Below are 23,772 nucleotides of genomic sequence, written 5' to 3'. Positions count from 1 at the left end.
GTTGGTTTATAATGATGGTTGTTGGTAGGATCTGATAGCTGGCTGCATTACATTATTGCCAGATAATGAATCCAAATATCAAAATAGTCTATTTATCGCATAGCAGTCACCCTCCTTCCTTGGATATTAAATCTTACATTGCACTTAAGTTCAATCGCTTGCAGTACTTCCGATAATTTGGCATCTCGCGGGATAATAGCGGATAGTCGTGTATTTCCGTAGGGCCCCATATCAACCTCTACATCGTACCAACGTTCAATTTTTCGGGCATATTGACTTAGTGGTTCCTCGTTTAATATGTACAGCCCATTTTTCCAGGCATAGCTGTCCTCGACATTGATCGTGTTTACTTGGATATTTTTTTCTTTACCAACGATAGCCTGCTGCCCTGGTTTTAAGGTAACTTGTGCAGCTGATTTTACGTCGGTAACCTGAAGGCTGCCGGATACGAGCGTCGTTAGTGTCTGATCATCGTCTTGGTAGGCGTTGACATTGAAACTGGTGCCTAAAACTTCGATACGTTGCTGTTCGGTATGGACGATAAATGGCTTCGCCCGATTTTTCGAAACTTCCAGATACACTTCGCCGGTAATATGGACGCTGCGCTCGGGGCCATCAAAGGCCGTAGGATAGCGTATAGAAGACAAAGCGTTGAGCCAGGCTTTGGTGCCATCTGGTAGTGTCACCTGAAACTGCCCGGCGATGGGGGTTGATAGGGTCACTAGCTGTACTTTATTGGTCTCGGTAATGGCTGTGCCATCGCCATAGCGCAAAGCAAGGCCTTTTGAAATCAGTCCCTCCTTCTGACCGTCGAGCGCGATGGGCGCCTGGCCATCTATAGATAGCTGGGCTCGATCGGTACCCGGTAGAATATCATGGGTGATGGCTGTATGTGATGCCGCTCGTTTATCTTTTGACATTTGCTGCCATAACAGACCTGTAGTCAGTAGCAAGAATAGAGCAGCCGCTGCGGCAGCAACATAGCGTCTGCGCTTGGGCTTGGCAACATCAGGGATTTGCTTTAATCTTTTCTGTAGTTCAATAAAATCTGAAATAATTTCTTCATCTGTCTGATCAAAGCCCTCTTGATTGAAGGTGAGATACCATTCCTCTACTTTTGCTTTTTCATTTTCATCACATTGCCCTGAAAGATATTTTTCCAATAGGTGTCGTGCTTCAAACAGATTTTGGTTTGCCATGATACGTTTGTATGGTTACGTATATAGGACGGATGAAAGCGGGGGATAGGGGGGGAGAATTTAAAATATTTTGCAATATAGCACCAATAATGTCCAGAGTAGGCCACCAAGTTTGGCCCGCAGCAGGCGCAGGGCCTCTTTGATATAGCTGCGGACACTATGTTCAGATAAATTTAGTTTTTCGGCAATCTCCTTATGACTAAGGTACTGCTTGCGGCTCAATTCAAATATTTCCCGTACTCTGGGCGAAAGCTTTTTGAGTACTTGTTCAATCTGTTCCTGCAGGAGTCGTTCGCGCAGGAGATGATCGGTTTCCGATACCTTATTGTCCAGATATATCGAAAGTGAGTCCAAATAATTTGTCTTGGTCTGTTCTTTGGCTAGATAGTCAATGATGCGGTACCGAATAGCTGTATAGAGATAGGAGGATATTTTTCCTTGAATGATCAGCGTTGTTTTTTTTTGCCAGATATTGGAAAAAAGGTCATGGACAAGATCTTTGGCCGCTTCGCGATCCTGTAATTTTTGGGAAGCATGCAGATAGAGCAATCCATAATACTTATTATAGAGTTCCTGAAAAGCGGTGGAACTGCCTTGCTGCAGCTTGGTTAGCAGCTCTTGTTCATCATTATATAGCACACTTTGCATGGTTATCCGTCTGGCAATTATAGTAAACAATGTGGATTGTAACAAATTTATGTTGAAAAATACGGCGCCGGAATTTTGTGTTTTCTATAGATACCGTTTTTGGTTGCTAAAGCGCATTGTTAATCTATTGAAGAATTGTTTGAGCTGGAGGAGAATGATTAGGATTTCTCGCTCGATTATGGACAATCTTTTTCATTTTGTAAGGGTGTAGTAAATATTTCATAATTAGAAAACTGATTAAATACCCTTAATTGAAATATCGTAAGCTCGAAAATTAAATTTACACTAGAAATTTAGAAGCTATAATCTATCCCAAAGCTAATATAGCCTGGTAACAGTTTGTATTCAGTGTTGCTGTTGTAGAGATCGGTTAATTCGGCATTTCTGAAAAAGCGGGTGTTGAAGATATTTTTTGCGGTCACGTTAAATCTTGTACGATGCTGTCTCAGTTCATATGATAAGGACAAATCTGAAAAATAATAGGTTTTGGAATCTTGACCAAGGAAACTGCCAAAACGATAGGACTCATTCTTTAGATTGCACTGTATATTTTTGCCCATATTCAAAAATATATTCAGGAATCCGCGGCTATTTTTTAATGTATTCTTACTTTCTGAGCGATAGGTAATAGACTGTATTGTATATCCGGTATAGATATTTAATCGGGATTTCCAAACGCTTCTGAATGATAATCCATAATCGTATGTGTCTGTATGGATTTGTCTGTTGCCCAATCCAGCCACCACTGTTTCGTACTCCGCGTTATTTACACCTAGATCCAGACGGAAATTTCCGCTTAGGACTTTGAGGTAATAATTCAGGTCTGTTTTATAAAAGCTGCTTCTTTTGTTTTTGAGCAATAGCTGTTGCGCGAGATTGAAATTGGGATCCAGACTGCTCTCTGTACCAACATAATCAAATAAAATCTGATGCCCGATATTGAGGTTGGCAAAAAAACGATCTGTCATACTACCATAGGTGTATGTGAGTGTGGCACCTGAACTACTTAAAGTAGCTATATTACTCATTCCTTTTATAAAATTTCGAACCCCTGTTGTGTAATAATGGGGGATAAGTTCGGCCAACGCAGTATTCTGTTGTTGAAAATAAAGTTCTGTCTCTAGCCGTCCTTTGCGGTGTAAGGCCCATTTGCCCACTAGGCCAGGAGAAAATTGTAGGTTATTTTTATGACTGTGTTTTCCAAAATCTGTTAGTCTATTGTGTACAAGACCAATTTGCAGACGGGGTGTCCATTCCCATTTGCTCCGTTTAAAGGTATATTTGGAAATAAGATTGGTCTGGAACACTGTCAAATCCATCTTATTGGAAAAACCCTCAGGGTAGATATCCCTTTCCCCGGCCTTTTCTTGATCGGCCTGCAGTATTAATTGGCTGTTCAGTTGCTGCTGCTGATAAGCTGAGGTCAGGGCTAGTTCAAAAAAATCGCCGTTTTTTTGGCGATTTAGATAGTGCGTGGTGGCACCAATATAGCGCAGATCATTTTCGATATGTTGTTTTAACCCTGCCATATCTCCTTTCCCAAACAGATCTTCGTAATAGTATTGATCGATACTGTAGTCTATGGGTGATTGCTGCGCTATCCAACGAATGGAACTAACTAGGGCTTCCCGTTCTGAAAATTTGTGGCTATAGCTGAGGTTGTGGTTGGTCAGAAAGCCCTTGCTTTTAGTTAGCTCCTGACTTTGGTCACCATTAAAGAGGAGGGCAGCCACATCATTTTTCCCAAGGGAGCCGAGTATACCGCTATAGCTCAATGATGTTTGCGCATTGGGTTCGAACTGTAATTCTAATTTGGTGAAATAATTATCAATCTTTCTGGTAAATTGATAATCTTCGGTATTGGTAAATTGAATACCTTCCAAACGATAGTTCTGTACTGTATTACGGTAAAATGATTTTTTTGTTGGATTAGCAAAGCCCAGCCATTTGATTTTGAACTGTTTGGTGGGATTAAGAATTGTGTTGACAGAAAGTAATTTGTCATTATTGAAGTTGGTTCTCCTATAATCGAAGTCGGGCAGGCTCGGGGTATTGTCGATCAGGGCGGGTGTGCTTATCCCTATACCAATTTGTCCAGGTTCATCGGCCGATCCGGATTGGATCAGGTGATTGATGCTGCTAACGGCATCAACCCCGTTGTTATTGGCACTGCCCAATAGATAATACTTGTTCTTCTTTCCAAAATTCATCAGGTTGGCATTGGCCTGATAGTATTTTGGACCTATAGGAACTCCCTGTGCATCTACCGAACCCAGCCATTGCGCTTTACTATCCTCCCTCAATTGGAGGTTTAGGGCTACCTTGTTTGAGTTTTCGATACCTTTCAATTGCTTGTTGCTGGAATAGTGCTGTAGCACCTGAATTTTTTCCAGTGGCTGTACAGACATATTCTGCGTCAGTAGACGGTATCCTTTTTCAAAAAAATCATCTCCTTCCACCATCACTTTCTCCACTTCCTTATCGCCTATTTTGATACTACCATCGACACCTACATTGATACCGGGAATCTTTCGGAGTAAATCTTCTACCGAACGTTCGTCGCCTTGCAAAAAGGATTTTACCGTTAGTTCGATGGTGTCTCTACCACGACGATAGGGCTGTTTGGAATGAACAATCACTTCCTGTAGTCGCTCTACACCGCCGGCTACCAGCTGCACATCAATCAGGGTGTCAATCTGTGTCGCTTTTAGGGGCAGAGAAACTGGTGCGAAGCTGAGTGCCTTGTACAGCAAGGTGAATTTTCCGCTTTGCGTTGTTTGTAAATGGTATTTCCCTTCGTTATCACTAAACGTATAGGCCAGCATTTTGGCATCAACGTCACGTTGTAATTCAATCCGCACACTGCCCAATACCTTTCCATTGGAGCTGACTCTTCCGTGGATTGCAACTTGGGCCTGAGCAGCTATGCAGCGTAGACAAAGCCCGAGCAGTAGCAATGCCAGCTTATTGATGTTCCCATTCATATACTTGTTCTACACTACCACGGACTTTTTTTCCTTCTACGTTCACGCCTTCTACTACAGGTATTTTGCTATACAAAATGCGCATTCGCTCTTCGGTAATTCGGTCATTTTTCTTGACAAATTCTTCTAGCGTTAGTTTAGGCAAAGCGTAAATGTATGTATCATTGATCGGTATATTGCCAGCGTAGGGATAATTTACCTCCTTCAAATACCAGTAGTTGGGATTGGCACTTTCGTTGTAAAGCATGACGATAAGTCCTGGTAATCCACCAAATTTTGATGGTCCCACGGGTACGGGAATATCATTCGTGTAATAAGCAACCAGCGTAGTACCCCGATAAGGTGCTGTTGCTTTGTGACACACATATTTGCCCAAAGTATCGACATCAGTGTAGTTGATGTTCCAGACCAGTGACGGAAATTGGTCGTTCACAAGGTAATTAATGCCGTCGATAGAGCGGGTTTCTAATTGTTGTGCAACATTGTTTTGCTGTATTACAACCTTGTTGTAGGACTTGCCCGAGCCGACGGTCATCGAAAATGTGGGTGCTACCTCACCGTCGATATCCTTGTTGATATCTTCGTTGCGTTTTGGTAGCGAATCACGAACGGCTATCTTCACCGTTCCATCATAATAGACCTGCTCTTTAAATGTAGCCATTGGCGAGGGCATATATTCATAGATCGCATGAAGCCGTTGTGCAAAAGAAGTTCCCGAAAGGGACAGAAGCAGAAAGAATATATAATATTTATACATGTTATTTAGCTTGGGAAAAGCGGGGGCTATCCCCCGCTTCATATCGTGTTTTTGTAACACTGATTAAACCTTAAAAACTACTTCAATAGGTAGGTATGAACACTGACCTATTGGGATTATACCCCCCAAAATGCCCGGCAGGCTCTGAAGAATGATCCACAACCACCATTGGTATAGGTCTCTGAAGTGTGCGTACCTACCAGTTGTGCAGTATCATAATCATAAAAACTCAAGACAAAAACACAACGCGTAAGTCCGCTTTGCATTTCTGTTACTTCTTCGGTTACCTTCACCATGGTGTTTGTGTTTGGAAGGCGGTAAGTAGAGGTTTTAGCCGTTGCATTTTTGTGGGATGCATTTTCCATTGTCTTAGCTGAGGCTGCAGTTGACAGCACTGCTAGGGCTACTAGACTCATCATTAATTTTTTCATTGTTTGTTATTTAATTGTGTTAAACCATCGCATGTTGTTGAGGCATGCTTTTATTGTATGGCAGTAAAAATAATGTGTAGTTTTAATTCTTTATAGGGTGATTTATTATTCGTGTCAAGTGATGCATTATCCGTGGCTGCTGGTTTATTATTCGCTGGAGCCTGAGCAAGCCTAAACTAGGGTATAGACAGATCAACGATCCCCTAAATAGATAGCTCGATGCATGTTCATTGAAGGATGGACGTATTTATTTCCTTCTCATAATGGAAATTTTCGCTATCAAAATGAAAGAGTTTGCTTCTGAAAGTTATTGTGTGAGTTACTGTATATTTCTTGTATCTAGTGTGATACGGTTTCTTTTTGTAATATGGAATACTTTTGGCATCAGTGAAATAAAAATAGCATGAATTTTCGAAGGGCATCAAAGGATGGAGAATATGTAGCACCCGCACTACTGTTGATAGGGCCTCGACAGATACTTACTGAAAGTTGCAAAATGAACAATTTGAAAAATGAGTTTTTATATGAAAAATTTTTGTGAATCAAGTATCGACACCAGGGTTGCTGATGAAACAGATCGTATCATTGTACGAACAGCAACAGCAGCGGATTTAAAATATGCGATGGAGATTTCAGCGGAAACGGCTTCGTCAGCAAAAGCAAGGGGCACGGGAATAGGGACAAGGACTCCACAGTCGATCTGCAACAAGATCCTTGAGGGTAATGCGGTCATCGCATTGACTCAAAAGGGAGAATGGATTGGCTATATTTATCTGGAAGCCTATGCCGAGGCGGAATTTATTTCGCATTGCGGTCTTATCGTTTCGCCATCCTGGCGACGTAGGGGTATCGCAACACTTATGAAAAGACAGATCTTCGAACTTTCGAAATTAAAATACCCCAAAGCAAAGATCTTTGGAATTACGACTTCGTTGGCTACCATGAAAATCAATTCAAAACTGGGGTTATATCCAGTCAGCTTCTCGGAAATCACTCAGGACCCTTCTTTTTGGGACAAATGTCAGAACTGCATTAACTACCCAGACTTGAAGAAAAAGGAATTCAAAAACTGTTACTGCACAGCCATGCTTTTTGATCCCAGTACAGTACAAAATTTAGCTATAGAAAAAAAACGAAGGTCTTATAATAGTCCGACCATTCATTGATCAGACCTGATTCTGATTAAACGGATTTATAAAATCCCGCATTTTTCAACGCACTTACACCATAAGAATCGCCTTCTTTTTACAGACAAAAGGAAGGAGGTTTTTTTTATATAGGAGTTAGCATATAAGTCTAATCATCTCAAAAATTTTCTTGGGCTGAGCAAACTAATCCATTGAAATATTATTAATTTCGAAGGGGCATGTAAGGATAAACAACCATTTAGCTGGAAGGATAGATGCGCATGTAAAGTCAGCTTTTAAAGTAGAAGAAAATAAAAATTCGATGAAAACTATTGACCAACATAGAACCCAATTTGATAACTTCGTTTGGATAGATATCTGTCAACCGGACAAAGAAAGCCTGAACAAAATTGCTGAAGAATATCAATTAGACTATTTTCAGATAAAGGATAGCCTGGAACCGGGGCATTTGCCCAAGTTTGAAAGTCAACCCAATTATAATTTTTTGATATTGAGGGCATTTACATCCACCATTGAAAAGGGGGCAACGACAATCAATGAATTATCAAATAAAATAGCCTTTTTCTACAATGGACACAAGCTCATCACGATACATCGTAGCCAATTTGCTTTCTTAGATACCGTAAAGCAAAAATATGAAACCTCGGAAGAACTACTGGTCTATTTGATTTATAAAATGGTTGAAACTTACCAAACACCATTGGATACACTGGACGAAAAGATCATCGAAATAGAACAAACAATATTTCTTAAAGACTATGCAAGGGTGTCTTTAAAAGATCTATATTTCCTGAAAGCACAGACCCGGATTACAAAGAAACTTTTACAGATCTTTCAGAACGTAACCCACCAAATTGAGGTGGCGGAGAATAACAAGACTGCTTTGCAGGATATAAAAGACAAACTATTGAATCTTATACTCAGTTATGATGAAGTCATCGAAAATGCCAACAATTTATTGACCACCTACCATTCTGTCAATGCCCAAAAAAGCAATGATGTCATGAAATTGCTGACTATTTTTTCGGCATTCTTTTTACCATTGACTTTTTTAGCAGGAATTTATGGGATGAACTTTGAAAATATGCCCGAATTGAAGTGGCGCTTTGGCTATTTTATCACGCTCGGGGTAATGGCAATTATTTCTATAATCATCTATTTATGGTTCAAACGCAGACGGATTATCTAAATTTCCAATGCTATGCTACTCGTAGTACGATCGGAAAAATAACGCTTATATTTTATTAAAAGAGAGGAATACAACCATGGATTGTTAAATACAACAATAAGTAGTGTAAATACAACTAAGGGTAGTGCTGTTTATTCGCTGTGATACTGGCCTGCAAAATAACTTTGTAGTATCAAAAAAATATAAAGACATGATGCTAAATTCTAAATCAATCGGCAATAAAATAGCCGAAGCAAGAAAGAAAACAAATCTTTCACAGGCCGAACTTGCGCAGCAGGTTTCGATCAGTCCACAAGCGGTAGGTAAATGGGAGCGCGGTGAATCGATGCCAGATATCGTGACATTGAACAGGCTAGCGGAGATACTTGCTGTAGACCTCAATTATTTTTCCGAAAGTTTTCATAGGGATCAAATTGACCATATGGATCGGGAGTCTGCCGATCATCAGGCTTACCTAACGGAGCCGGTATCGAAATCCGAAAACCAAGTCGGCCGTAGCTGGGATATGTCGAAAGGCAACTGGGAAAATGCAGATTTCTCCGGCTTAAAGAATCTGAAGGAACAGTTCAGCTCTTCCAATATAAAAAATTGCAAGTTTATAAACGCAGATCTATCGGGGTTGATACTTGGCAAGAATAATATCGAATTATGTGACTTCTCCTCTTCAGACCTCACAAACAGTAAAATACAGTCTTCTAATCTGCTAAAGAATCAGTTTAATCGTTGCTCCTTTATTGACGCTGATTTTTCGAGAAGCAATATCGGAAAGTGTAATTTCTCTGATGCAGATTTTACCGGTGCCAGATTTGATACCGGTTGTTTTGAGAGCAATGAAATGACCAATACCGTGCTGAAAAACACCTCATTTAAAAATACAGGAATCAGTGATGTTATTTTTGAAGGTATGATCGAAGACTGTCATTTTGAGGGCTGTGGGTTTTATAAAGTCAAATTTCAGGGAGCCACCATCTTGAATACCTTTTTTAAATACAATAGAAAATTTAAAAAAGTGGAGTTTTCCGATTGCAAGGTTGATCGGCTGACCTATGCTTTTCTGAAGAATAATGAAGCAAACTTAACGGGGATAACCCTTCTAGAGGAGTCTGCGTACTGATCTGAAGAGCTAAAGGGCGATGGCGATTTGCAGCGAACAATGACAAAATAGACGACTTGCCAAATAAATAAAGCCGAGGCACTGAGCAATGAATGAGGGCGGGGTTCATAAAAAATGCCCCCAAAAAGTTAAAGGCTTTTTGGGGGCATTGTCATTTTGGACAGTCCTGTTTATAAAAAAAACAATCCTAACGGCAGTTGTAGAGTTCAGCTAAAACTACTCCTGTTATCTGTATCCCGCACTTTGCGCTAAATTCGGTACATAGAACCAGCTGATTACACCGCTTTATTATCCATATTAAGTGTAAAATAAAAGGTACTTCCGGCACCGTACTCACTTTCGACCCAAATTCCTCCGCCCTGTGCTTCAATAAATTCTTTGCTGATACTCAGGCCTAAACCAGTGCCTTCTTTTTTTGTGCCAGGAATACGGAAATATCGCTCAAAAATCTTTTTTAGATATTGGGACTGTATACCTTGTCCGGTATCGGAGACTGAAAACTTGACCTGATTATTCTCACGTTCCGTTTTGATGGATATCTTCGAATTCTCGTACGAATAACGTATCGCATTGGAAATTAAATTGGTCAGTACCCAAGCCGATTTTTCACTGTCAGTCACAGCTGTAGAGGCATTCTCATCCATTTCAATTGCAATCTGTATGTTTTTATTGTCTGCGGCAGATTTATTAGCGTTGACAGCATACTCGATAATAGGTTTGATCTCTGATGGTAGCAGATTGATTTGTATGGATCCGCTTTCGACCTGTGTTATATTGAGTAGTTCTCCTGTTATTTTCAGTAGTCTGTCGGTATCGTCTTTTATCCCATTGATCAGGTCTTTTTGTTCGCTATTTAAAAGACCTACTTTTTCATTCTCCAACAGTTGTACGCCCATCTGAATAGATGAAATAGGTGTTTTAAACTCATGCGATACCGTTCCCATAAAATTTGTTTTGGCAAGATCAAGTTCTTTAAAGGGGGTAATATTACGCAATAGGATCACCTGGCCGATAAATTTAATATCTGTTTCGCCGGTGGGGACGATATTGATGTCGATGACTTCCTTCTCAAAATAACTTTCTTTACCATCCGCATAGATCTTCAACTGTTCGGCTTTGTTGCTTTTTGGTGCTGGTAGAAAGATGTCTTTTATAATATCCCGGATCAGATCATTGGTGACGGCGATATCTTGTACGGCTTTTCCAATGAAATCTTCTTTCCGCAGTCCTGATATATTCAAGGCTTCATCGTTGGCAAATAGGACCTTTTTATTTTCGTCGATACCAATAACAGGATCATGCATGTTGTCGATCAAGGTTTCGATCCGCTTTTTCCCTTTCAGGATCTTCTCTAATTTGCTGTCCGAATATTCTTCCAGCTTCTCAGCCATGGTATTAAATGATCGTGCCAGATCTCCAAATTCGTTATGTCCGCCAAAGTTGACGCGTTTTGAATAATTTTGGCTGGCAATTTCCTTGATGCTTTCGGTTAGCTCCCGGATGGGATTGGCAATATTGGACGGAAGATTGATCAGTAATATGACCGCGATCAGAAAACAGAGTGCTCCTGTAAATGAGATGATGAGTATTGCTCTGCGGGCAGTTTCATCTGCAATGTTACTTTTTCTACTGATCGCATCCATATTTAGCCGCATTAATTCGGTGATGTCTTTTCGGATGGATGAGCTTAGTTGTGCATCATCGGGTTTATTTTTAAGCGAATTGAAGTGTTTGACAATCAGGTTTGTCCTTTCGATCTCGCCAATTTCAGTGACGTTGCCCATTTGTAGCGTCAAATTATTTTGAAACGTATCAAATGCTGCAGCATCCTTATTGATATCTTCCAGTGCCAGAAGCATATTCCGCGAATAGAGTAAGGTGTTGTAATTGGCAACAAGTATATTATTCGTGTCTCTTTTGAGCAGATTAACATACCATCCGCTAATAACAGCCAGGGCTACGATCAATATAAATAGGAGCCCTACTCCAAATGTTAATTTTGCTTTAATTTTCATTTTATGACAATATTACGAGATCAATATTTTCCTGAGACAATTTATTCAATAATGTATTGAATGTATCGGTTGCGAGTATGACTTTAATCAGATTGATATGTGGTTTACCGATACAGACCGTCGTGATCATACGTTCTTCACATTCTTTGATAATGGCTTTGGTGGCATTCTTGGCCTTTACTTTAATAATTTCAGCCCCCAGCTCGGTGGCCAGTTTAAAATTATTGATGAGATGTCGCTGTTTATCCAATGCGATCCGATCCATGCTTTCTTTGGGAACCTGTACATACATGACAAACCATTTGCTATTATAGTAATTGGCCAAACGGGCAGTTTTCCTGATGACATTTTTGGCCGTTTGTTCGTTTGAACTGATGCAGGCCAGAAAACGTTCTTTCTTAACATTTCGATTGAGGGCAACTTCCGTTTCAACCTTTCTTTGCACCTGTGAGGCTACTTCTTTTAATGCCAGTTCGCGCAACTGCAGGATATGTTCACTTTTGAAGAAATTGTTGAGGGCTGCGGCTATCTTTGAATTTTCATAAATCTTACCTTCCTTTAGCCTGTTAATCAGCTCCTCTGCCGTTAAGTCGATATTGACAACTTCATCGGCTTGGGCAACCACACTGTCGGGAATTCGTTCTTGCACATCGATACCTGTGATTTCTCTGACTTCGTCATTGAGGCTCTCGATATGTTGGATGTTTACAGCGCTGATGACATTAATACCGGCATCAAGAATATCCATTACATCCAGCCATCTTTTTTCGTTTTTACTTCCTTCTATGTTTGTATGTGCTAGTTCATCGACGATAACGACCTCAGGACTAAGATTTATAATGGCCTGTACATCCATTTCCTCGAGCTCCTTGCCTTTGTAGAACAATGTTCTCCTTGGGATAATAGGTAGGCCGGCCAGCAACGCATGGGTTTCGATACGCTGATGGGTTTCGATATAGCCGATCCTGACATCGATACCACTCTGTAAAAGCGCATGTGCTTCCTGAAGCATACGGAAGGTCTTCCCAACTCCGGCACTCATCCCGATATAGAGTTTGAATTTACCTCTTCGGGATTTCTGAATCAGATTTAAAAAATGTTCTGCACTTTTTCTTTCATCCATAACATGTGATAACTTTTATAAACTTACAAATTCCCCTTAAACAAATTGCCAAGGGGAATTATTAATCTATCCGCCCTGCTTAGCTGAAAAAGCAGCTAAACAAAGCATGATAGGTTCTTGGTTGGAGTTCTTTATCTGCTCGCCAACTTATCCAAGGCGATGTTGAGCTTTAACACATTGATTTTTTGAGGACCGAAAATTCCCCATAAAGGGCTTTCGGTATTTTCCTCGATCAATTGATTTATTTTCTGTTCTTCGATACCTCGTACAGTAGCGATACGTTTGACCTGAACTTTGGCCGCCTGAACAGAAAAATTTGGATCTAATCCACTTCCACTTGCGGTAATCAGATCGACGGGTATTTCGGATTTTTTGATACCAGGGTTGTGTACTAAAAATGTATCGATACGTGCCTGCACCTGACCAAGATATTCTTCATTTGAAGGCCCTTTATTACTGGCTCCGGAACCGGCAGCATTATAATTTACGGCAGACGGTCTCGACCAAAAGTATTTGTCGGCTGTGAAGGCCTGACCAATATTTGAATAGTACTTTTTACCATTATGCTCAATGATTTTTCCCTTTCCCGCGTTGGAGGAAAACTGGGCCATTCCCCAGACAACTAAAGGATAGATCACTGTAAAGAAGAGGATCATAATGATGGTCAGCTTTAATGCGGGTAAAATGTGTTTTTTCATTTCAGTTATATTTTATGAGGGTAAAACTGCAAGGAAACAAGTCCTGTGAGATTTTTTTCCTCTTGATTTATTTACGGATTAAAAGAAAATAGCGACGAACATATCAATCACCTTAATACCTAGAAAAGGAACGGCAATCCCGCCCAATCCGAATATGAGTAGGTTTCGGCGCAATAAGGCGCTTGCTCCAATCGGTTTATAGGCAACACCTTTAAGTGCCAATGGAATCAGCATCGGAATAATAATGGCATTGAAAATAACGGCTGACAGAATAGCGCTTTCTGGGCTGTGCAATTTCATGATATTCAGCCCCTGTAGCGCTGGAATAGCGGTGATAAACAGGGCGGGAATAATCGCAAAATATTTAGCGACATCATTGGCGATACTAAAGGTCGTTAATGTTCCCCTGGTCATCAATAATTGTTTACCGATTTCAACCACCTCGATCAGTTTGGTCGGGTCGTTGTCCAGATCAACCATATTTCCAGCTTCTTTTGCTGCCTGCGTGCCCGAATTCATGGCAACGCCCACATCGGCCTGTGCCAAAGCTGGAGCGTCATTTGTTCCGTCACCCATCATAGCCACTAATCGGCCTTCGGATTGCTCTTTTTTGATGTAGTTCATTTTGTCCTCTGGTTTGGCTTCGGCGATAAAATCATCCACACCAGCTTTATCGGCAATAAACTTCGCGGTCAAGGGGTTGTCACCCGTTACCATCACTGTTTTGATCCCCATTTTACGAAGACGTTCAAACCTTTCATGAATACCGGGTTTGATGATATCTTGTAGTTCGATCACACCCAGGGCGATGTCATTTTCGGAAACCACTAGGGGTGTTCCTCCATTTTGGGAGATCGCCTTAACACTTTCCTCGACTTCTTCTGGGAATCTATTGCCAGCTCCTGTAACAAGATTTTTAATCGCATCAGTTGCACCTTTTCGGATACGTATGTTTTCATAGTCTATACCTGAACTTCGTGTCTCAGCTGTAAACTTGATGAATGCAGGGTTCTTCACTTCATAGCTCAGCGGATTGATGCCGGCAAGTTCTATAATAGATTTACCTTCGGGCGTTTCATCAGCCATAGAGCTCAATACAGCTGCTTTTATTAATTTTTTCTCATCAATACCATGTGCGGGGTGAAAATGAGTAGCCTTACGGTTACCGATGGTTATTGTTCCTGTTTTGTCCAATAATAATACATCAATATCACCTGCTGTTTCCACAGCCTTACCACTTTTGGTAATGACATTTGCACGTAGGGCTCTGTCCATTCCGGCGATACCTATTGCTGAAAGTAATCCCCCAATTGTCGTCGGGATAAGACAGACAAATAGGGAAATGAATGATGCAATGGTGATACCGACATTCGCATGATCTGCAAATGGTTTTAATGTCACACAGACGATGATAAATACCAATGTAAAGCCTGCCAGTAAAATAGTCAAGGCGATTTCATTGGGTGTTTTTTGTCTTGAAGCACCTTCTACCAGGGCGATCATTTTATCAAGGAAGCTCTCACCGGGTTGTGTGGTTACCTGCACGACTATTTTATCGGAAAGCACCTTGGTTCCACCTGTTACGGAGCTTTTGTCTCCACCTGCTTCCCGAATGACAGGGGCGGATTCACCGGTGATGGCACTTTCATCAATTGTAGCAAGTCCTTCCATGATCTCACCATCTGAGGGGATAATATCGCCGGCTTCGCAGACGAAAATATCGCCTTTTTTTAACTGGGCAGAGGAGATAGTCTGGCCGCTTTTAAGTTTGGCTGGAGTTTCTTCTCTTGTTTTGCGCAGGCTATCCGCCTGCGCTTTTCCCCTTGCTTCGGCAATGGCCTCAGCAAAGTTGGCAAACAACAGTGTGAGTAATAATATGACAAATACGGCAAAGTTGTAACCAAAACTTCCCTGTCCTTGTGCTCCTGCCAAGGTCCATAAACTGACGATCAGCATGACCACAGTTCCGATCCATACGGTAAACATAACCGGATTGCGGAACATTGTTTTCGGGTTTAGTTTCACAAAAGACTGTTTCAGTGCTTCCTGTACCATGTCTTTTTGAAACAGTGATGTATTTTTGTTCATTTCTAATTTCTTTAATCAATGTTTAATAAAGTGAGAAGTACTCCGCAATAGGGCCTAATGCCAATGCAGGGAAAAAGGAAAGTGCAGCGACAATGGCTATGACAGCAAATACCATAAGTCCGAAAGTTGCTGTATCTGTTTTCAATGTTCCATCTCCCTCAGGAATAAATTTCTTTTCAGCCAATAAACCGGCGATGGCCACAGGTCCGATAATCGGTAAGAAGCGGGATAAAATAAGTACGAAACCTGTACTGACGTTCCACCATAGGGTGTTGTCTCCCAATCCTTCAAATCCACTACCATTATTTGCCGCCGATGACGTGTATTCGTAAAGCATTTCACTAAAGCCGTGGAATCCAGGGTTGTTTAGTGTTGCTGCGGTGTATTGTGGTGCTGCAGCTGCTAAAGCTGTTCCTACCAGGATTAGAAATGGATGCAGCAGTGCGATAATCATAGCGATTTTCATTTCTCTGGCTTCCACTTTTTTTCCTAAAAACTCAGGTGTCCGGCCAACCATCAGTCCACTGATAAACACGGCAAGAATGATGAAAATAAAGAAGTTCAGGATACCTACGCCACAACCGCCGTAGAAGGCATTTATCATCATGGCAAGTAACTCATTCATACCGGATAGAGGCATGGTGCTATCGTGCATGGAATTAATCGAGCCTGTCGAAATTACTGTGGTCACGATACTCCAAAAACCGGATGCGGGCGCTCCAAAGCGGACTTCTTTACCCTCCATTGCTCCGAGAGAATTATCGACTCCCATCGCAGCAATCGCTGGATTACCTTTGGTCTCCATCATAATATTCGGAATGACAAGAAAAAGGAAGCCGACTGTCATGACACCAAATATCATCCAGGAGAGCTTCCGTCGCTTGATGAAGATACCCAGCGCAAAAATCATGGCTAAGGGGATAATCATCTGCGCGACCATCTCGACCATATTGGAGAGATACGAAGGATTTTCAAATGGGTGGACTGAGTTTGCACCGTAAAATCCACCGCCATTTGTTCCGATATGTTTAATGGCTACAAAGGCTGCAGCAGGACCTCTCGACACGGCTACAGTATCACCTTGCAGCGTTGTAATGGTATCTTTTCCTTCAAAAGTCATTGGTGTACCCTCAAAAGCAAGGATGATAGCCACAAGCAATGAAAGCGGTAATAATATACGTGTACATGATTTTACAAAATAGTTGTAAAAATTTCCCAATGTACTTGCCGTGCGATCACGGAATGCTCTGAACACAAGTACGGCAGCTGCCATACCGATACCTGCACTTACAAATTGTAGGAACATTAGCCAGTATTGTCCCAGATAACTGAGTCCGGTCTCACCTGAATAGTGTTGCAGGTTACAGTTAACGACAAATGAAATGACCGTGTTGAATGCGAGATCCGCCGACATACTCGGATTATTGTCCGGGTTCAGTGGCAGGCTCCCCTGTGTCATCAAGATGAGCATACCCATTAAAAACCAGATCATATTGATGCTGACCATCGCTACCATCTGTTGTTTCCAGTTCATTTCCGTCTGTGGATTGATCCCGCTGACTTTATAAAAGATCCGCTCTATGGGATTAAATATGGGGTCAAGCAGTGTTTTTTCGCCTCCATAGACTTTTGCAATGTATTTGCCTAACGGTATTGCAAGCAATACTGTTATGACAAACATTACGATTATTCCTAAAATTTCTGTATTCATTTCTGTTAATATTATTTAATTTCTCTACATACTATCTGATGAAATTCTGTTGTCCCTTATCTACATAAGATTTTAACCTTTTCTTCTTTCATCAGCTATTGTGATTTAAAATTTCTCTGGTTTTAGCAGTACGTAGCAGATGTAAACGAATACACCAATAGCTACCACAAATAGTGCTGTCATATAAAAGATTTTTGAGTGATATAGCTGTTGCTTTGCAACAAATAAATTTGTTTAAGATTTTTTGGAATCTGCTGATACATATAGATCCATTCTTCGGATGTGCATCTTCTTTTCATTCCCCGAAAAGAACGTACAAAGAGATTTTCGATGATGTTGCGTACCTGTTCATTTCCCCTTCTATAAAGCCATCCCATATATTTTAATCGATTACCAATTTTTTCGATCTGGCCATTAGAAAGTAGGTAATTGATATGGTTCACAATGGCCTGAAATATTCCAGCAAAATTTCTTCGGGATGACAGATCATTGATTTCTTCTTTTATTTCCCCATAATGATCGGCAAGATATTGACTTGCGGATTGTTCATTTATTTTATTCATTCTTACTAGATTTTATCAAAAAAGTCAATTGACTTAATGAATAGACCGAAGCAGGCTACTCCTGCCAGTATTAATATTAATGTGATCATTTTGTGATTGATTAGACTGTACTATACTGTTTTATTATTGCTCCGAAAATCAATACCACAAGTGTTGCAAAGAACAATAAGTGATAAGATTTTAACCATTTAGGGAACGATAGTGGCTCTTGTTCCTGTTCCCATTTAACATCTGTCTTGCTCATTTTTATTTATTTTATATCCGATATGCCAAAATGTATTCCAATAGTTTTTGTGGTAGTGTAATTGACTGTTTTTTAGTTTGTTGTGGTTTATTTTTGTGAGGGTGGAAAACAAATAACCTATCATTTTGATAAGGTGGATTATCAAAATGATAGGTTATTGTTTTTTACATAAAAAGCGGATATGAATAGCAGCTGATTGATCTCTGCAGGCTGTTGCTGTTGATAGGAATATTCTTGGATTGGGTTTTAATGGGCGTAAATTTGCCCATTTCTAGGATATTTTATAGTGGTCTATTTTTCGGTATAGGGTTGCTAAGCCTATTTCTAAGAGTCTGGCTGTTTCTGTTTTATTGCCTTGGGTGTAGTTTAATATTTTCAGGATATGTGTTTTTTCTACGCTGGCCATCGAAAATGTTGACGTCATCGCACTGTCTTTGTTGTCTTGTTGCAGGTCTATTGGCAGGGTATCTAAGGTGAGGATCTCATCTTCTGCTAATATCACGCTTCGTTCGATCACATTTTTCAGCTCACGGATATTGCCTTTCCATGCATTTCTCTCTAATGCGCCGAGATATTCTTCTGTTAATGTCAATGCTCGTCGATTGGACTTTACAGCAAACCAACTGACAAAGTGTTCTGCCAATAATCGAATGTCTTTGGATCTTTCGCGCAAGGAGGGAAGTGGTATTGCAAAGACCGATAAGCGATAAAAGAGGTCATTCCTAAAATTACCGAGTTCAATTTCATTTTCTAAATTGCGATTTGTGGCTGCAATGATGCGGACATCTACTTTGGTGGGTTTGTTATCGCCCACGCGCAGGAATTCACCTGTTTCCAATACACGTAATATTTTGGCCTGTAGCTCTATTTCCATTTCACCGATCTCATCCAAGAAGATTGTTCCTTTGTGCGCTTCTTCAAAGAGCCCTTTTTGATCTTTGGCCGCTCCTGTAAAAGCGCCAGCCTTATGTCCGAAAAGCTCGTTTTCAAGGAGCTCTTTGCTGAAAGCTGAGCAATTGATTGCTACAAAATTGTGATTTGCACGCAAGCTGGCCAGATGTATTGCCTGAGCAAAAACCTCTTTTCCGGTTCCGGTTTCTCCAGTCAGTAGTACAGTTGTATTTGACGTAGCGACTCTTTTGGCCAGATCAATTGCCTTCATGATGGATTTAGACCGTCCGATGATCTTATCAAAAGAATGTTTTTCACCAAGCTGCTTTTCGAGTTTTTGAACTTTTTTATTGAGCACGGCCTTTTCACCGGCTTTGTACAGCAGTGGGATTATTCTGTCGTTGTCGTTCCCTTTGGTGATATAGTCAAAAGCACCGTTTTTGATGGCGTCAACACTGTCCGGGATATTCCCAAAAGCAGTCAAAAGAATAATTTCGACTGCAGGATATTTGCTTTTGATAATCTTGGCTGTCTCTACGCCATTCCCATCGGGAAGTTTGACGTCAGATACAATGACATCTATCTCTTCCAGTTCCAATTGTTTTAAGCCTGATTTAATACTGGAGGCCTGAAAGACCTCAAAGCCTTCGAAGCTAATAATTTTTGATAACAAGTTCCGCAACTTGTCTTCATCATCAATGATAAGTACTTTCACGTGATATAATTTCCTGTTGATAAAGCATGGCAGACGCTACATGTCGCGATCATGTTGTCGCTTAGCTTTCAGTTAGTTTGTGTATTTACGAATTTCTAGCTTCAATAGATGGCTTGATCGCTAGGAATGTTATAAAGTCATCTAATCGGGCTATCTCGATATCGTGATCTTGCTTGAACTGTAATGGCTATTGCCATCCATTCTTTTTGCACCAAAATGTTTTAAAACTGCTCCAAAAGCAACTACTATAATAACAGCGCATAGCAGGAGGTGATAGGATTTGAGCCACTTTGGAAATGATGGCGGTTCCACTTCCTGTTTCCATTTTATATTCAATCTGTTCATTTCTGATTTAAATTAGTTTTATTTTAAATCAAAATTTACTCCAGTAATGGTTTTTTATTTTTAATATATTGATTTTTAGTTAGTTGTGGATATTTGATGCCGGCATAGCTTGAACAGATGCCTATCATTTTGAGAAGGTTATTTTCAAAATGATAGGCTAACGTTTTACAGCATAATGTATATCCACGACCTACATATGTATTAAGCAGATCGTGGGCATTGGAATGTGTTAAAATTAGATTTTTTCAATTTTTAGGGATGATACCTTATCATTAAAGTTTTTGTTGATTAGGCAGGTTTCATTTGCAGTAAGTACTAAGGAAGCCCCAGTAAAGTTGTCCCCGTCGTAGAGCGTGACCTTATAGTTTGCTGGAATTTTGAGCGAAGAAATATCATTGTTATTGATGCCTTTTGCAAGCATTTGAGCAGTTGTATAGGAGCCAATGGCAAGGATCGCATTGTTGCCGGCATAATCGCAATGTTGAAATAGTGTAGCACCTAGGACACGGGTACCGATAAGACTAATGGAGATCTGAATGCTACCTCCGTAGTCGCTTCTGCCCGCGACGTTCTGTGTCATGTCAAGTTTGATCTCATGGGTTCCTTTGGTCAATTTGTTGGTCAGCAAGGTTGTATGCGGTGGAACGGTGTCGCTTTGACAATAATTTCTTGTAGGATAGTTCCATAGGCCGGGTTGTACAGTTCCGTTGGCTACAGACGGGTTTCGTTGCTGGTAGCGTTGCTCGGGTACACAGACCATACGTGTACTGTAGGAATCTATTTGCTGGTTGTCTAACTTTAAGACATTTGTCGTATAGTAGCCTTCAGGTCCAGTGTAAATGACCCTAATTTTTGCATTGGTAATATCGTCAGGAACCGTAAAAGATCTGCTGATGGACTTGGTCTGTGACAATGTGCTGCCCAATCCAGCAAAACCAACGATCGGTAAAGTATAGTTGTCTTTTTGCCAGGAACTTAAGTCGGTGTTGCCTGAACTTGTTAAGGTTAGATCGGTTTTGTATGTATAGGAACTATTACCGGGTTGCCCCTGACTGGATGCAATCCAAACTGTCGAATCCTGATCTTTGAGCGCTGAGGCAAAGGGACTGATATCGAACGTGTAGGGTACTACTGGAGAGCTGGTTGTAATCGTAACTAAGCCGCTTTGATTCCATACCGTAGACAGGTAGGGAAGAATATAACGCGCTATTTCTACCCGACCTGTCTGATATGCAGTTGTCAAGACGGGGTCGTTTTCTGTCGATGGAACTGCTGTTCCCTTGGCAGTTTTAAAATAATAGAGATACCCGAATGGTTCTGTTTGGGCCGTTCCGGCATATACATTGAGGTTGAGTGCTAATGTGGCCCCCAGTCCCTGCTGTTGTAAGTCAGTTAGTTTGGTCGCATACACCAATTTGTCATAATTGCCGACTTCGAGCGCCACAGTACTGGAATTGATGTTGGATACTTTATTTGCAGGATAAAACAATACACCTTCCTGAAGTTTCACTTCACCAATATTAGGCGTAGGCACTTGTGCCCGAGTTGAAATTTTCGGAAGTACATCTTCCTTTTCGGATTGTTTTTGGCAGGAGGCCAGCGAAAGCAGTCCCATAGCTAGCGCTAATGGTAGTTTAAAATTTAATGATCTCATATTATATTAAGTTTAAAAATGTAATCTGCTGGTTTCTGTATCCTGAATGCATGTCCAAGTAACAATGATTCGTTTAGCTGTATCTTGTAGCCACAAAGAGTAAAAAACATATGGATCTCTTTAGGAGCCTGTTATAACTGATTTATTGCGACTAAGGAAGCCTTAATATTAAAACTAATATAAAGTATATCTATAATAACTTTTGCAATCTTTTATGTTTTTTTTAAAAACTTTTAAAAACTTTACTATTTGGCTTGCAAATCTATTTTTCCTTTTTATGCAAAATGATGGGCTAAATAAGTAATAAACGATGATTACCATGTTAGGGTAAATCTTTCGGTTTGTTTGCTGGTGGTGTAATTTTATTTTTCTAATGTTAATAAAATGTAATCTAATGGTGAGGAATGTAACAACATGTTGTCTGATTTTTAATGCAATTTGGATGATGGCCCAGTCCACCTCTTTTCATTAGAGGTAAATGTTGTTATGTATGTGGTATACAAAGAAAACTAAAAGAGAGAGGGTGAATGCAATGAAGACTACAAAATAAATTGGATGAAAACAACAATTCGAATTCAGAAATAAAAATGAGGAGGAAATATGGATTAAAGATCTGCTTTCTGTGGATGAAAGAGATGAATACAGTCCGATGTATATGCATGGGACTGTATTCTTTTAATAGGACTAGTAACCAGGATTCTGCTGATCTTTCATATTTGGTGCGTTGTCGATATCTTTCTGTGGAAAAGGCATCAAATAGTCTTTTTCTTTTCGGAATATTCTTTTTTCTGTTGCTCCCTTGGTTTGCCCACCATTTAAGACGATGGATCTGTTGAGTACTTCCTCGGCGATTTTCCAGCGACGTATATCCGAATAGTATAGTCCTTCGCCTGCAAACTCTATCCTTCGTTCGTGACGGATACGCTCACGCATTTGTTCCTTGTTGAGTCCGGCTGGTAAGGCTGGCATCTTAACGGATGGCCTTGCACGTACCTGATTGACGGCTGCGTAGACTTCCGCCGTTGGACCAGATAGTTCATTCAACGCTTCGGCGTACATCAAGAGGATATCGGCATAACGAATGACAATACCGTTAATCTGAGAAAGACCGGTTCCTCCAATGGCGTTAGAAAGGCTCGTGTTGTTGTCATATATGGTATACTTTTTATAACTATATCCTGTATAAACACCAGCCCAGCCGTCTTCGGTGACAGGATAAGGAACAGAGTTGTATAATACACCTTTTCTGAATATTGTCTGGTCAAGCCTTGGATCTCTGTTATTATTCGGATCTTTGGGGTCTACAATAGGATTACTAGCGCTGTATTTACTACCATCTTTCATCTCGTATTCGTCAACAAGATCTTGTGTTGGCTCTATTGAACTCCAGCCAGGGGCATTTGTAGGAGCATAAATGCCTAAGTAAATATCCCAGCTTGTAGGAAACCTAGGCTGTAGAAATTGGACATCGAAGATCACTTCGCTATTGTTTTCATTCGCTTCTAAAAAAAGCCCACGATAATTTGGAAACAATTGATATCCTAATTTCATCACTTCGGAGCCCGATTTTACAGCATCATTCCATTTATTTTGGTAAAGATTGATCCGTGTTAATAAACCATAAGCTGATCCTTTTGTTACCCTTCCTTTTTCTGCTGGTTCTACAGGTAGGAGTCCCGCAGCAGTAGTCAGATCTTTTTCTACCTGTGCGTAAACTTCTTCCTTAGTGCTTTTCTTTGCGTTGATCTGCTCAATGTTAGGAGAATCCAACACGAGAATAACTCCGCCCCAATAGTTTACAAGTAGGGAATAGTAATATGCTCTTAAAAAATATGCTTCACCCTTCATGACGGCTTTTCGCTCTTCGTTCATCTGAATTTTATCGATGTTCGCCAAAAAGTTGTTTGTTGCAGATATACCACCATAAGCACCGGTATAAACTCCGCCCATACCACCTAAACTAGTGGGCGTTTGTGCACTGAGCGAAATATTCTTCCATCCTTCCCAGGGGTAATTGCTATAGGCATTTGGTGTTAAGACATCCAGATAGGGAAGTACTTCGGTCGTGACGTCCCAAAGTGCCGAATAACAGCCAATATTGGCTGCTTTGGCATCTTCCTCTGTTTTCCAAAAGACCTCAGGCGAGACCGAGTCCTGCGGAAGCTTATTTAGAAAATCCTTTTGACAAGAGACGGCAAACAGGGATATTGTTGCCAGTCCAATGCTGAAATATTTTGTTATGGTCATGAGATACT

The 23,772-nt window shown here is 40.6% G+C and carries 20 protein-coding genes; 3 read left to right on the top strand and 17 right to left on the bottom strand.

Annotated features, from left to right (window positions below):
* Nucleotides 1–92: 92 nt before the first annotated feature.
* The 5 genes from ABFX33_RS05920 to ABFX33_RS05900 form a co-directional block, all read right to left on the bottom strand.
* Complete coding sequence (locus ABFX33_RS05920) at nucleotides 93–1,199, bottom strand: FecR family protein (protein WP_346084832.1); 1,107 nt, start codon at nucleotides 1,197–1,199, stop codon at nucleotides 93–95.
* A 60-nt stretch (nucleotides 1,200–1,259) separates the two neighbouring features.
* Nucleotides 1,260–1,847, bottom strand: coding sequence for an RNA polymerase sigma factor (locus tag ABFX33_RS05915; RefSeq protein ID WP_346084830.1), 588 nt, complete (start codon nucleotides 1,845–1,847; stop codon nucleotides 1,260–1,262).
* Between the two features lie 293 nt (nucleotides 1,848–2,140).
* Nucleotides 2,141–4,831 (bottom strand): carboxypeptidase-like regulatory domain-containing protein, encoded by a 2,691-nt coding sequence (locus tag ABFX33_RS05910; protein WP_346084828.1) that lies wholly within the window; start codon nucleotides 4,829–4,831, stop codon nucleotides 2,141–2,143.
* Entirely contained in the window at nucleotides 4,812–5,588 is a 777-nt protein-coding gene (locus ABFX33_RS05905; RefSeq protein ID WP_346084826.1) for a GLPGLI family protein, read from the bottom strand. The genes ABFX33_RS05910 and ABFX33_RS05905 overlap by 20 nt, the downstream gene beginning before the upstream one ends.
* Nucleotides 5,589–5,704: 116 nt before the next feature.
* The gene (locus tag ABFX33_RS05900) at nucleotides 5,705–6,019 is read right to left on the bottom strand and encodes a hypothetical protein (RefSeq protein ID WP_346084825.1); all 315 of its coding nucleotides are present in this window, start codon (nucleotides 6,017–6,019) and stop codon (nucleotides 5,705–5,707) included.
* Between the two features lie 524 nt (nucleotides 6,020–6,543).
* Between ABFX33_RS05900 and ABFX33_RS05895 the strand changes: the two genes are divergently transcribed.
* The 3 genes from ABFX33_RS05895 to ABFX33_RS05885 all read left to right on the top strand — a co-directional run bounded on the left by ABFX33_RS05895 (nucleotide 6,544) and on the right by ABFX33_RS05885 (nucleotide 9,470).
* Nucleotides 6,544–7,185, top strand: a complete 642-nt coding sequence (locus ABFX33_RS05895; RefSeq protein WP_346084823.1) for a GNAT family N-acetyltransferase — start codon at nucleotides 6,544–6,546, stop codon at nucleotides 7,183–7,185.
* Between the two features lie 283 nt (nucleotides 7,186–7,468).
* A complete protein-coding gene (locus ABFX33_RS05890; protein ID WP_346084822.1) occupies nucleotides 7,469–8,356 on the top strand; it encodes a CorA family divalent cation transporter in 888 nt (295 codons plus the stop codon).
* Nucleotides 8,357–8,546: 190 nt separating this feature from the next.
* Nucleotides 8,547–9,470 carry a helix-turn-helix domain-containing protein gene (locus ABFX33_RS05885; RefSeq protein ID WP_346084820.1) on the top strand — a complete coding sequence of 308 codons (924 nt, stop codon included), beginning with the start codon at nucleotides 8,547–8,549 and terminating at the stop codon, nucleotides 9,468–9,470.
* Between the two features lie 275 nt (nucleotides 9,471–9,745).
* On the opposite strand, the gene ABFX33_RS05880 is transcribed toward ABFX33_RS05885, so the two are convergent.
* From ABFX33_RS05880 to ABFX33_RS05830, 12 genes are all read right to left on the bottom strand, one after another.
* A complete protein-coding gene (locus tag ABFX33_RS05880; RefSeq protein ID WP_346084818.1) occupies nucleotides 9,746–11,485 on the bottom strand; it encodes a sensor histidine kinase in 1,740 nt (579 codons plus the stop codon).
* Between the two features lies 1 nt (nucleotide 11,486).
* Nucleotides 11,487–12,608, bottom strand: a complete 1,122-nt coding sequence (locus ABFX33_RS05875) for a sensor protein KdpD (RefSeq protein WP_257088594.1) — start codon at nucleotides 12,606–12,608, stop codon at nucleotides 11,487–11,489.
* Between the two features lie 131 nt (nucleotides 12,609–12,739).
* On the bottom strand, nucleotides 12,740–13,306 hold the full coding sequence (locus ABFX33_RS05870) for a K(+)-transporting ATPase subunit C (protein ID WP_346084817.1): 567 nt from the start codon (nucleotides 13,304–13,306) through the stop codon (nucleotides 12,740–12,742).
* A gap of 78 nt (nucleotides 13,307–13,384) precedes the next feature.
* Entirely contained in the window at nucleotides 13,385–15,394 is a 2,010-nt protein-coding gene (kdpB, locus tag ABFX33_RS05865; protein WP_346084816.1) for a potassium-transporting ATPase subunit KdpB, read from the bottom strand.
* 22 nt (nucleotides 15,395–15,416) lie between these two features.
* Complete coding sequence (kdpA, locus tag ABFX33_RS05860) at nucleotides 15,417–17,105, bottom strand: potassium-transporting ATPase subunit KdpA (RefSeq protein WP_346084814.1); 1,689 nt, start codon at nucleotides 17,103–17,105, stop codon at nucleotides 15,417–15,419.
* Between the two features lie 105 nt (nucleotides 17,106–17,210).
* Nucleotides 17,211–17,288 carry a K(+)-transporting ATPase subunit F gene (kdpF, locus tag ABFX33_RS26695; RefSeq protein WP_120259290.1) on the bottom strand — a complete coding sequence of 26 codons (78 nt, stop codon included), beginning with the start codon at nucleotides 17,286–17,288 and terminating at the stop codon, nucleotides 17,211–17,213.
* Nucleotides 17,285–17,668 (bottom strand): DUF7674 family protein, encoded by a 384-nt coding sequence (locus tag ABFX33_RS05855; RefSeq protein ID WP_120258665.1) that lies wholly within the window; start codon nucleotides 17,666–17,668, stop codon nucleotides 17,285–17,287. Before ABFX33_RS05855 ends, kdpF begins: the two co-directional genes overlap by 4 nt.
* Nucleotides 17,669–17,768: 100 nt before the next feature.
* Entirely contained in the window at nucleotides 17,769–17,912 is a 144-nt protein-coding gene (locus tag ABFX33_RS05850; protein WP_167457155.1) for a hypothetical protein, read from the bottom strand.
* A 271-nt stretch (nucleotides 17,913–18,183) separates the two neighbouring features.
* On the bottom strand, nucleotides 18,184–19,518 hold the full coding sequence (locus ABFX33_RS05845; protein WP_346084812.1) for a sigma-54-dependent transcriptional regulator: 1,335 nt from the start codon (nucleotides 19,516–19,518) through the stop codon (nucleotides 18,184–18,186).
* Between the two features lie 150 nt (nucleotides 19,519–19,668).
* Nucleotides 19,669–19,863 (bottom strand): hypothetical protein, encoded by a 195-nt coding sequence (locus ABFX33_RS05840; RefSeq protein WP_346084811.1) that lies wholly within the window; start codon nucleotides 19,861–19,863, stop codon nucleotides 19,669–19,671.
* Nucleotides 19,864–20,098: 235 nt separating this feature from the next.
* Nucleotides 20,099–21,517 (bottom strand): peptide-N-glycosidase F-related protein, encoded by a 1,419-nt coding sequence (locus tag ABFX33_RS05835; RefSeq protein ID WP_346084809.1) that lies wholly within the window; start codon nucleotides 21,515–21,517, stop codon nucleotides 20,099–20,101.
* Between the two features lie 684 nt (nucleotides 21,518–22,201).
* Nucleotides 22,202–23,764, bottom strand: coding sequence for a RagB/SusD family nutrient uptake outer membrane protein (locus tag ABFX33_RS05830; RefSeq protein WP_346084808.1), 1,563 nt, complete (start codon nucleotides 23,762–23,764; stop codon nucleotides 22,202–22,204).
* Between the last annotated feature and the right edge of the window lie 8 nt (nucleotides 23,765–23,772).

Source organism: Sphingobacterium ginsenosidimutans (assembly GCF_039536865.1).
GTDB lineage: Bacteria > Bacteroidota > Bacteroidia > Sphingobacteriales > Sphingobacteriaceae > Sphingobacterium > Sphingobacterium detergens.
This window is presented reverse-complemented; position numbering and strand designations above follow the sequence as displayed.

What these genes read in the sequence shown, in the direction of transcription:
- kdpF (WP_120259290.1), bottom strand. Translation starts at nt 17,288, where the DNA reads ATGACAGCACTATTTGTGGTAGCTATTGGTGTATTCGTTTACATCTGC.
- ABFX33_RS05850 (WP_167457155.1), bottom strand. Translation starts at nt 17,912, where the DNA reads ATGAGCAAGACAGATGTTAAATGGGAACAGGAACAAGAGCCACTATCG.
- kdpA (WP_346084814.1), bottom strand. Translation starts at nt 17,105, where the DNA reads ATGAATACAGAAATTTTAGGAATAATCGTAATGTTTGTCATAACAGTA.
- ABFX33_RS05885 (WP_346084820.1), top strand. Translation starts at nt 8,547, where the DNA reads ATGATGCTAAATTCTAAATCAATCGGCAATAAAATAGCCGAAGCAAGA.
- ABFX33_RS05830 (WP_346084808.1), bottom strand. Translation starts at nt 23,764, where the DNA reads ATGACCATAACAAAATATTTCAGCATTGGACTGGCAACAATATCCCTG.
- ABFX33_RS05895 (WP_346084823.1), top strand. Translation starts at nt 6,544, where the DNA reads ATGAAAAATTTTTGTGAATCAAGTATCGACACCAGGGTTGCTGATGAA.
- ABFX33_RS05915 (WP_346084830.1), bottom strand. Translation starts at nt 1,847, where the DNA reads ATGCAAAGTGTGCTATATAATGATGAACAAGAGCTGCTAACCAAGCTG.
- ABFX33_RS05875 (WP_257088594.1), bottom strand. Translation starts at nt 12,608, where the DNA reads ATGGATGAAAGAAAAAGTGCAGAACATTTTTTAAATCTGATTCAGAAA.
- ABFX33_RS05840 (WP_346084811.1), bottom strand. Translation starts at nt 19,863, where the DNA reads ATGAACAGATTGAATATAAAATGGAAACAGGAAGTGGAACCGCCATCA.
- ABFX33_RS05835 (WP_346084809.1), bottom strand. Translation starts at nt 21,517, where the DNA reads ATGAGATCATTAAATTTTAAACTACCATTAGCGCTAGCTATGGGACTG.
- ABFX33_RS05920 (WP_346084832.1), bottom strand. Translation starts at nt 1,199, where the DNA reads ATGGCAAACCAAAATCTGTTTGAAGCACGACACCTATTGGAAAAATAT.
- ABFX33_RS05890 (WP_346084822.1), top strand. Translation starts at nt 7,469, where the DNA reads ATGAAAACTATTGACCAACATAGAACCCAATTTGATAACTTCGTTTGG.
- ABFX33_RS05910 (WP_346084828.1), bottom strand. Translation starts at nt 4,831, where the DNA reads ATGAATGGGAACATCAATAAGCTGGCATTGCTACTGCTCGGGCTTTGT.
- ABFX33_RS05900 (WP_346084825.1), bottom strand. Translation starts at nt 6,019, where the DNA reads ATGAAAAAATTAATGATGAGTCTAGTAGCCCTAGCAGTGCTGTCAACT.
- kdpB (WP_346084816.1), bottom strand. Translation starts at nt 15,394, where the DNA reads ATGAACAAAAATACATCACTGTTTCAAAAAGACATGGTACAGGAAGCA.
- ABFX33_RS05880 (WP_346084818.1), bottom strand. Translation starts at nt 11,485, where the DNA reads ATGAAAATTAAAGCAAAATTAACATTTGGAGTAGGGCTCCTATTTATA.
- ABFX33_RS05870 (WP_346084817.1), bottom strand. Translation starts at nt 13,306, where the DNA reads ATGAAAAAACACATTTTACCCGCATTAAAGCTGACCATCATTATGATC.
- ABFX33_RS05905 (WP_346084826.1), bottom strand. Translation starts at nt 5,588, where the DNA reads ATGTATAAATATTATATATTCTTTCTGCTTCTGTCCCTTTCGGGAACT.
- ABFX33_RS05855 (WP_120258665.1), bottom strand. Translation starts at nt 17,668, where the DNA reads ATGAATAAAATAAATGAACAATCCGCAAGTCAATATCTTGCCGATCAT.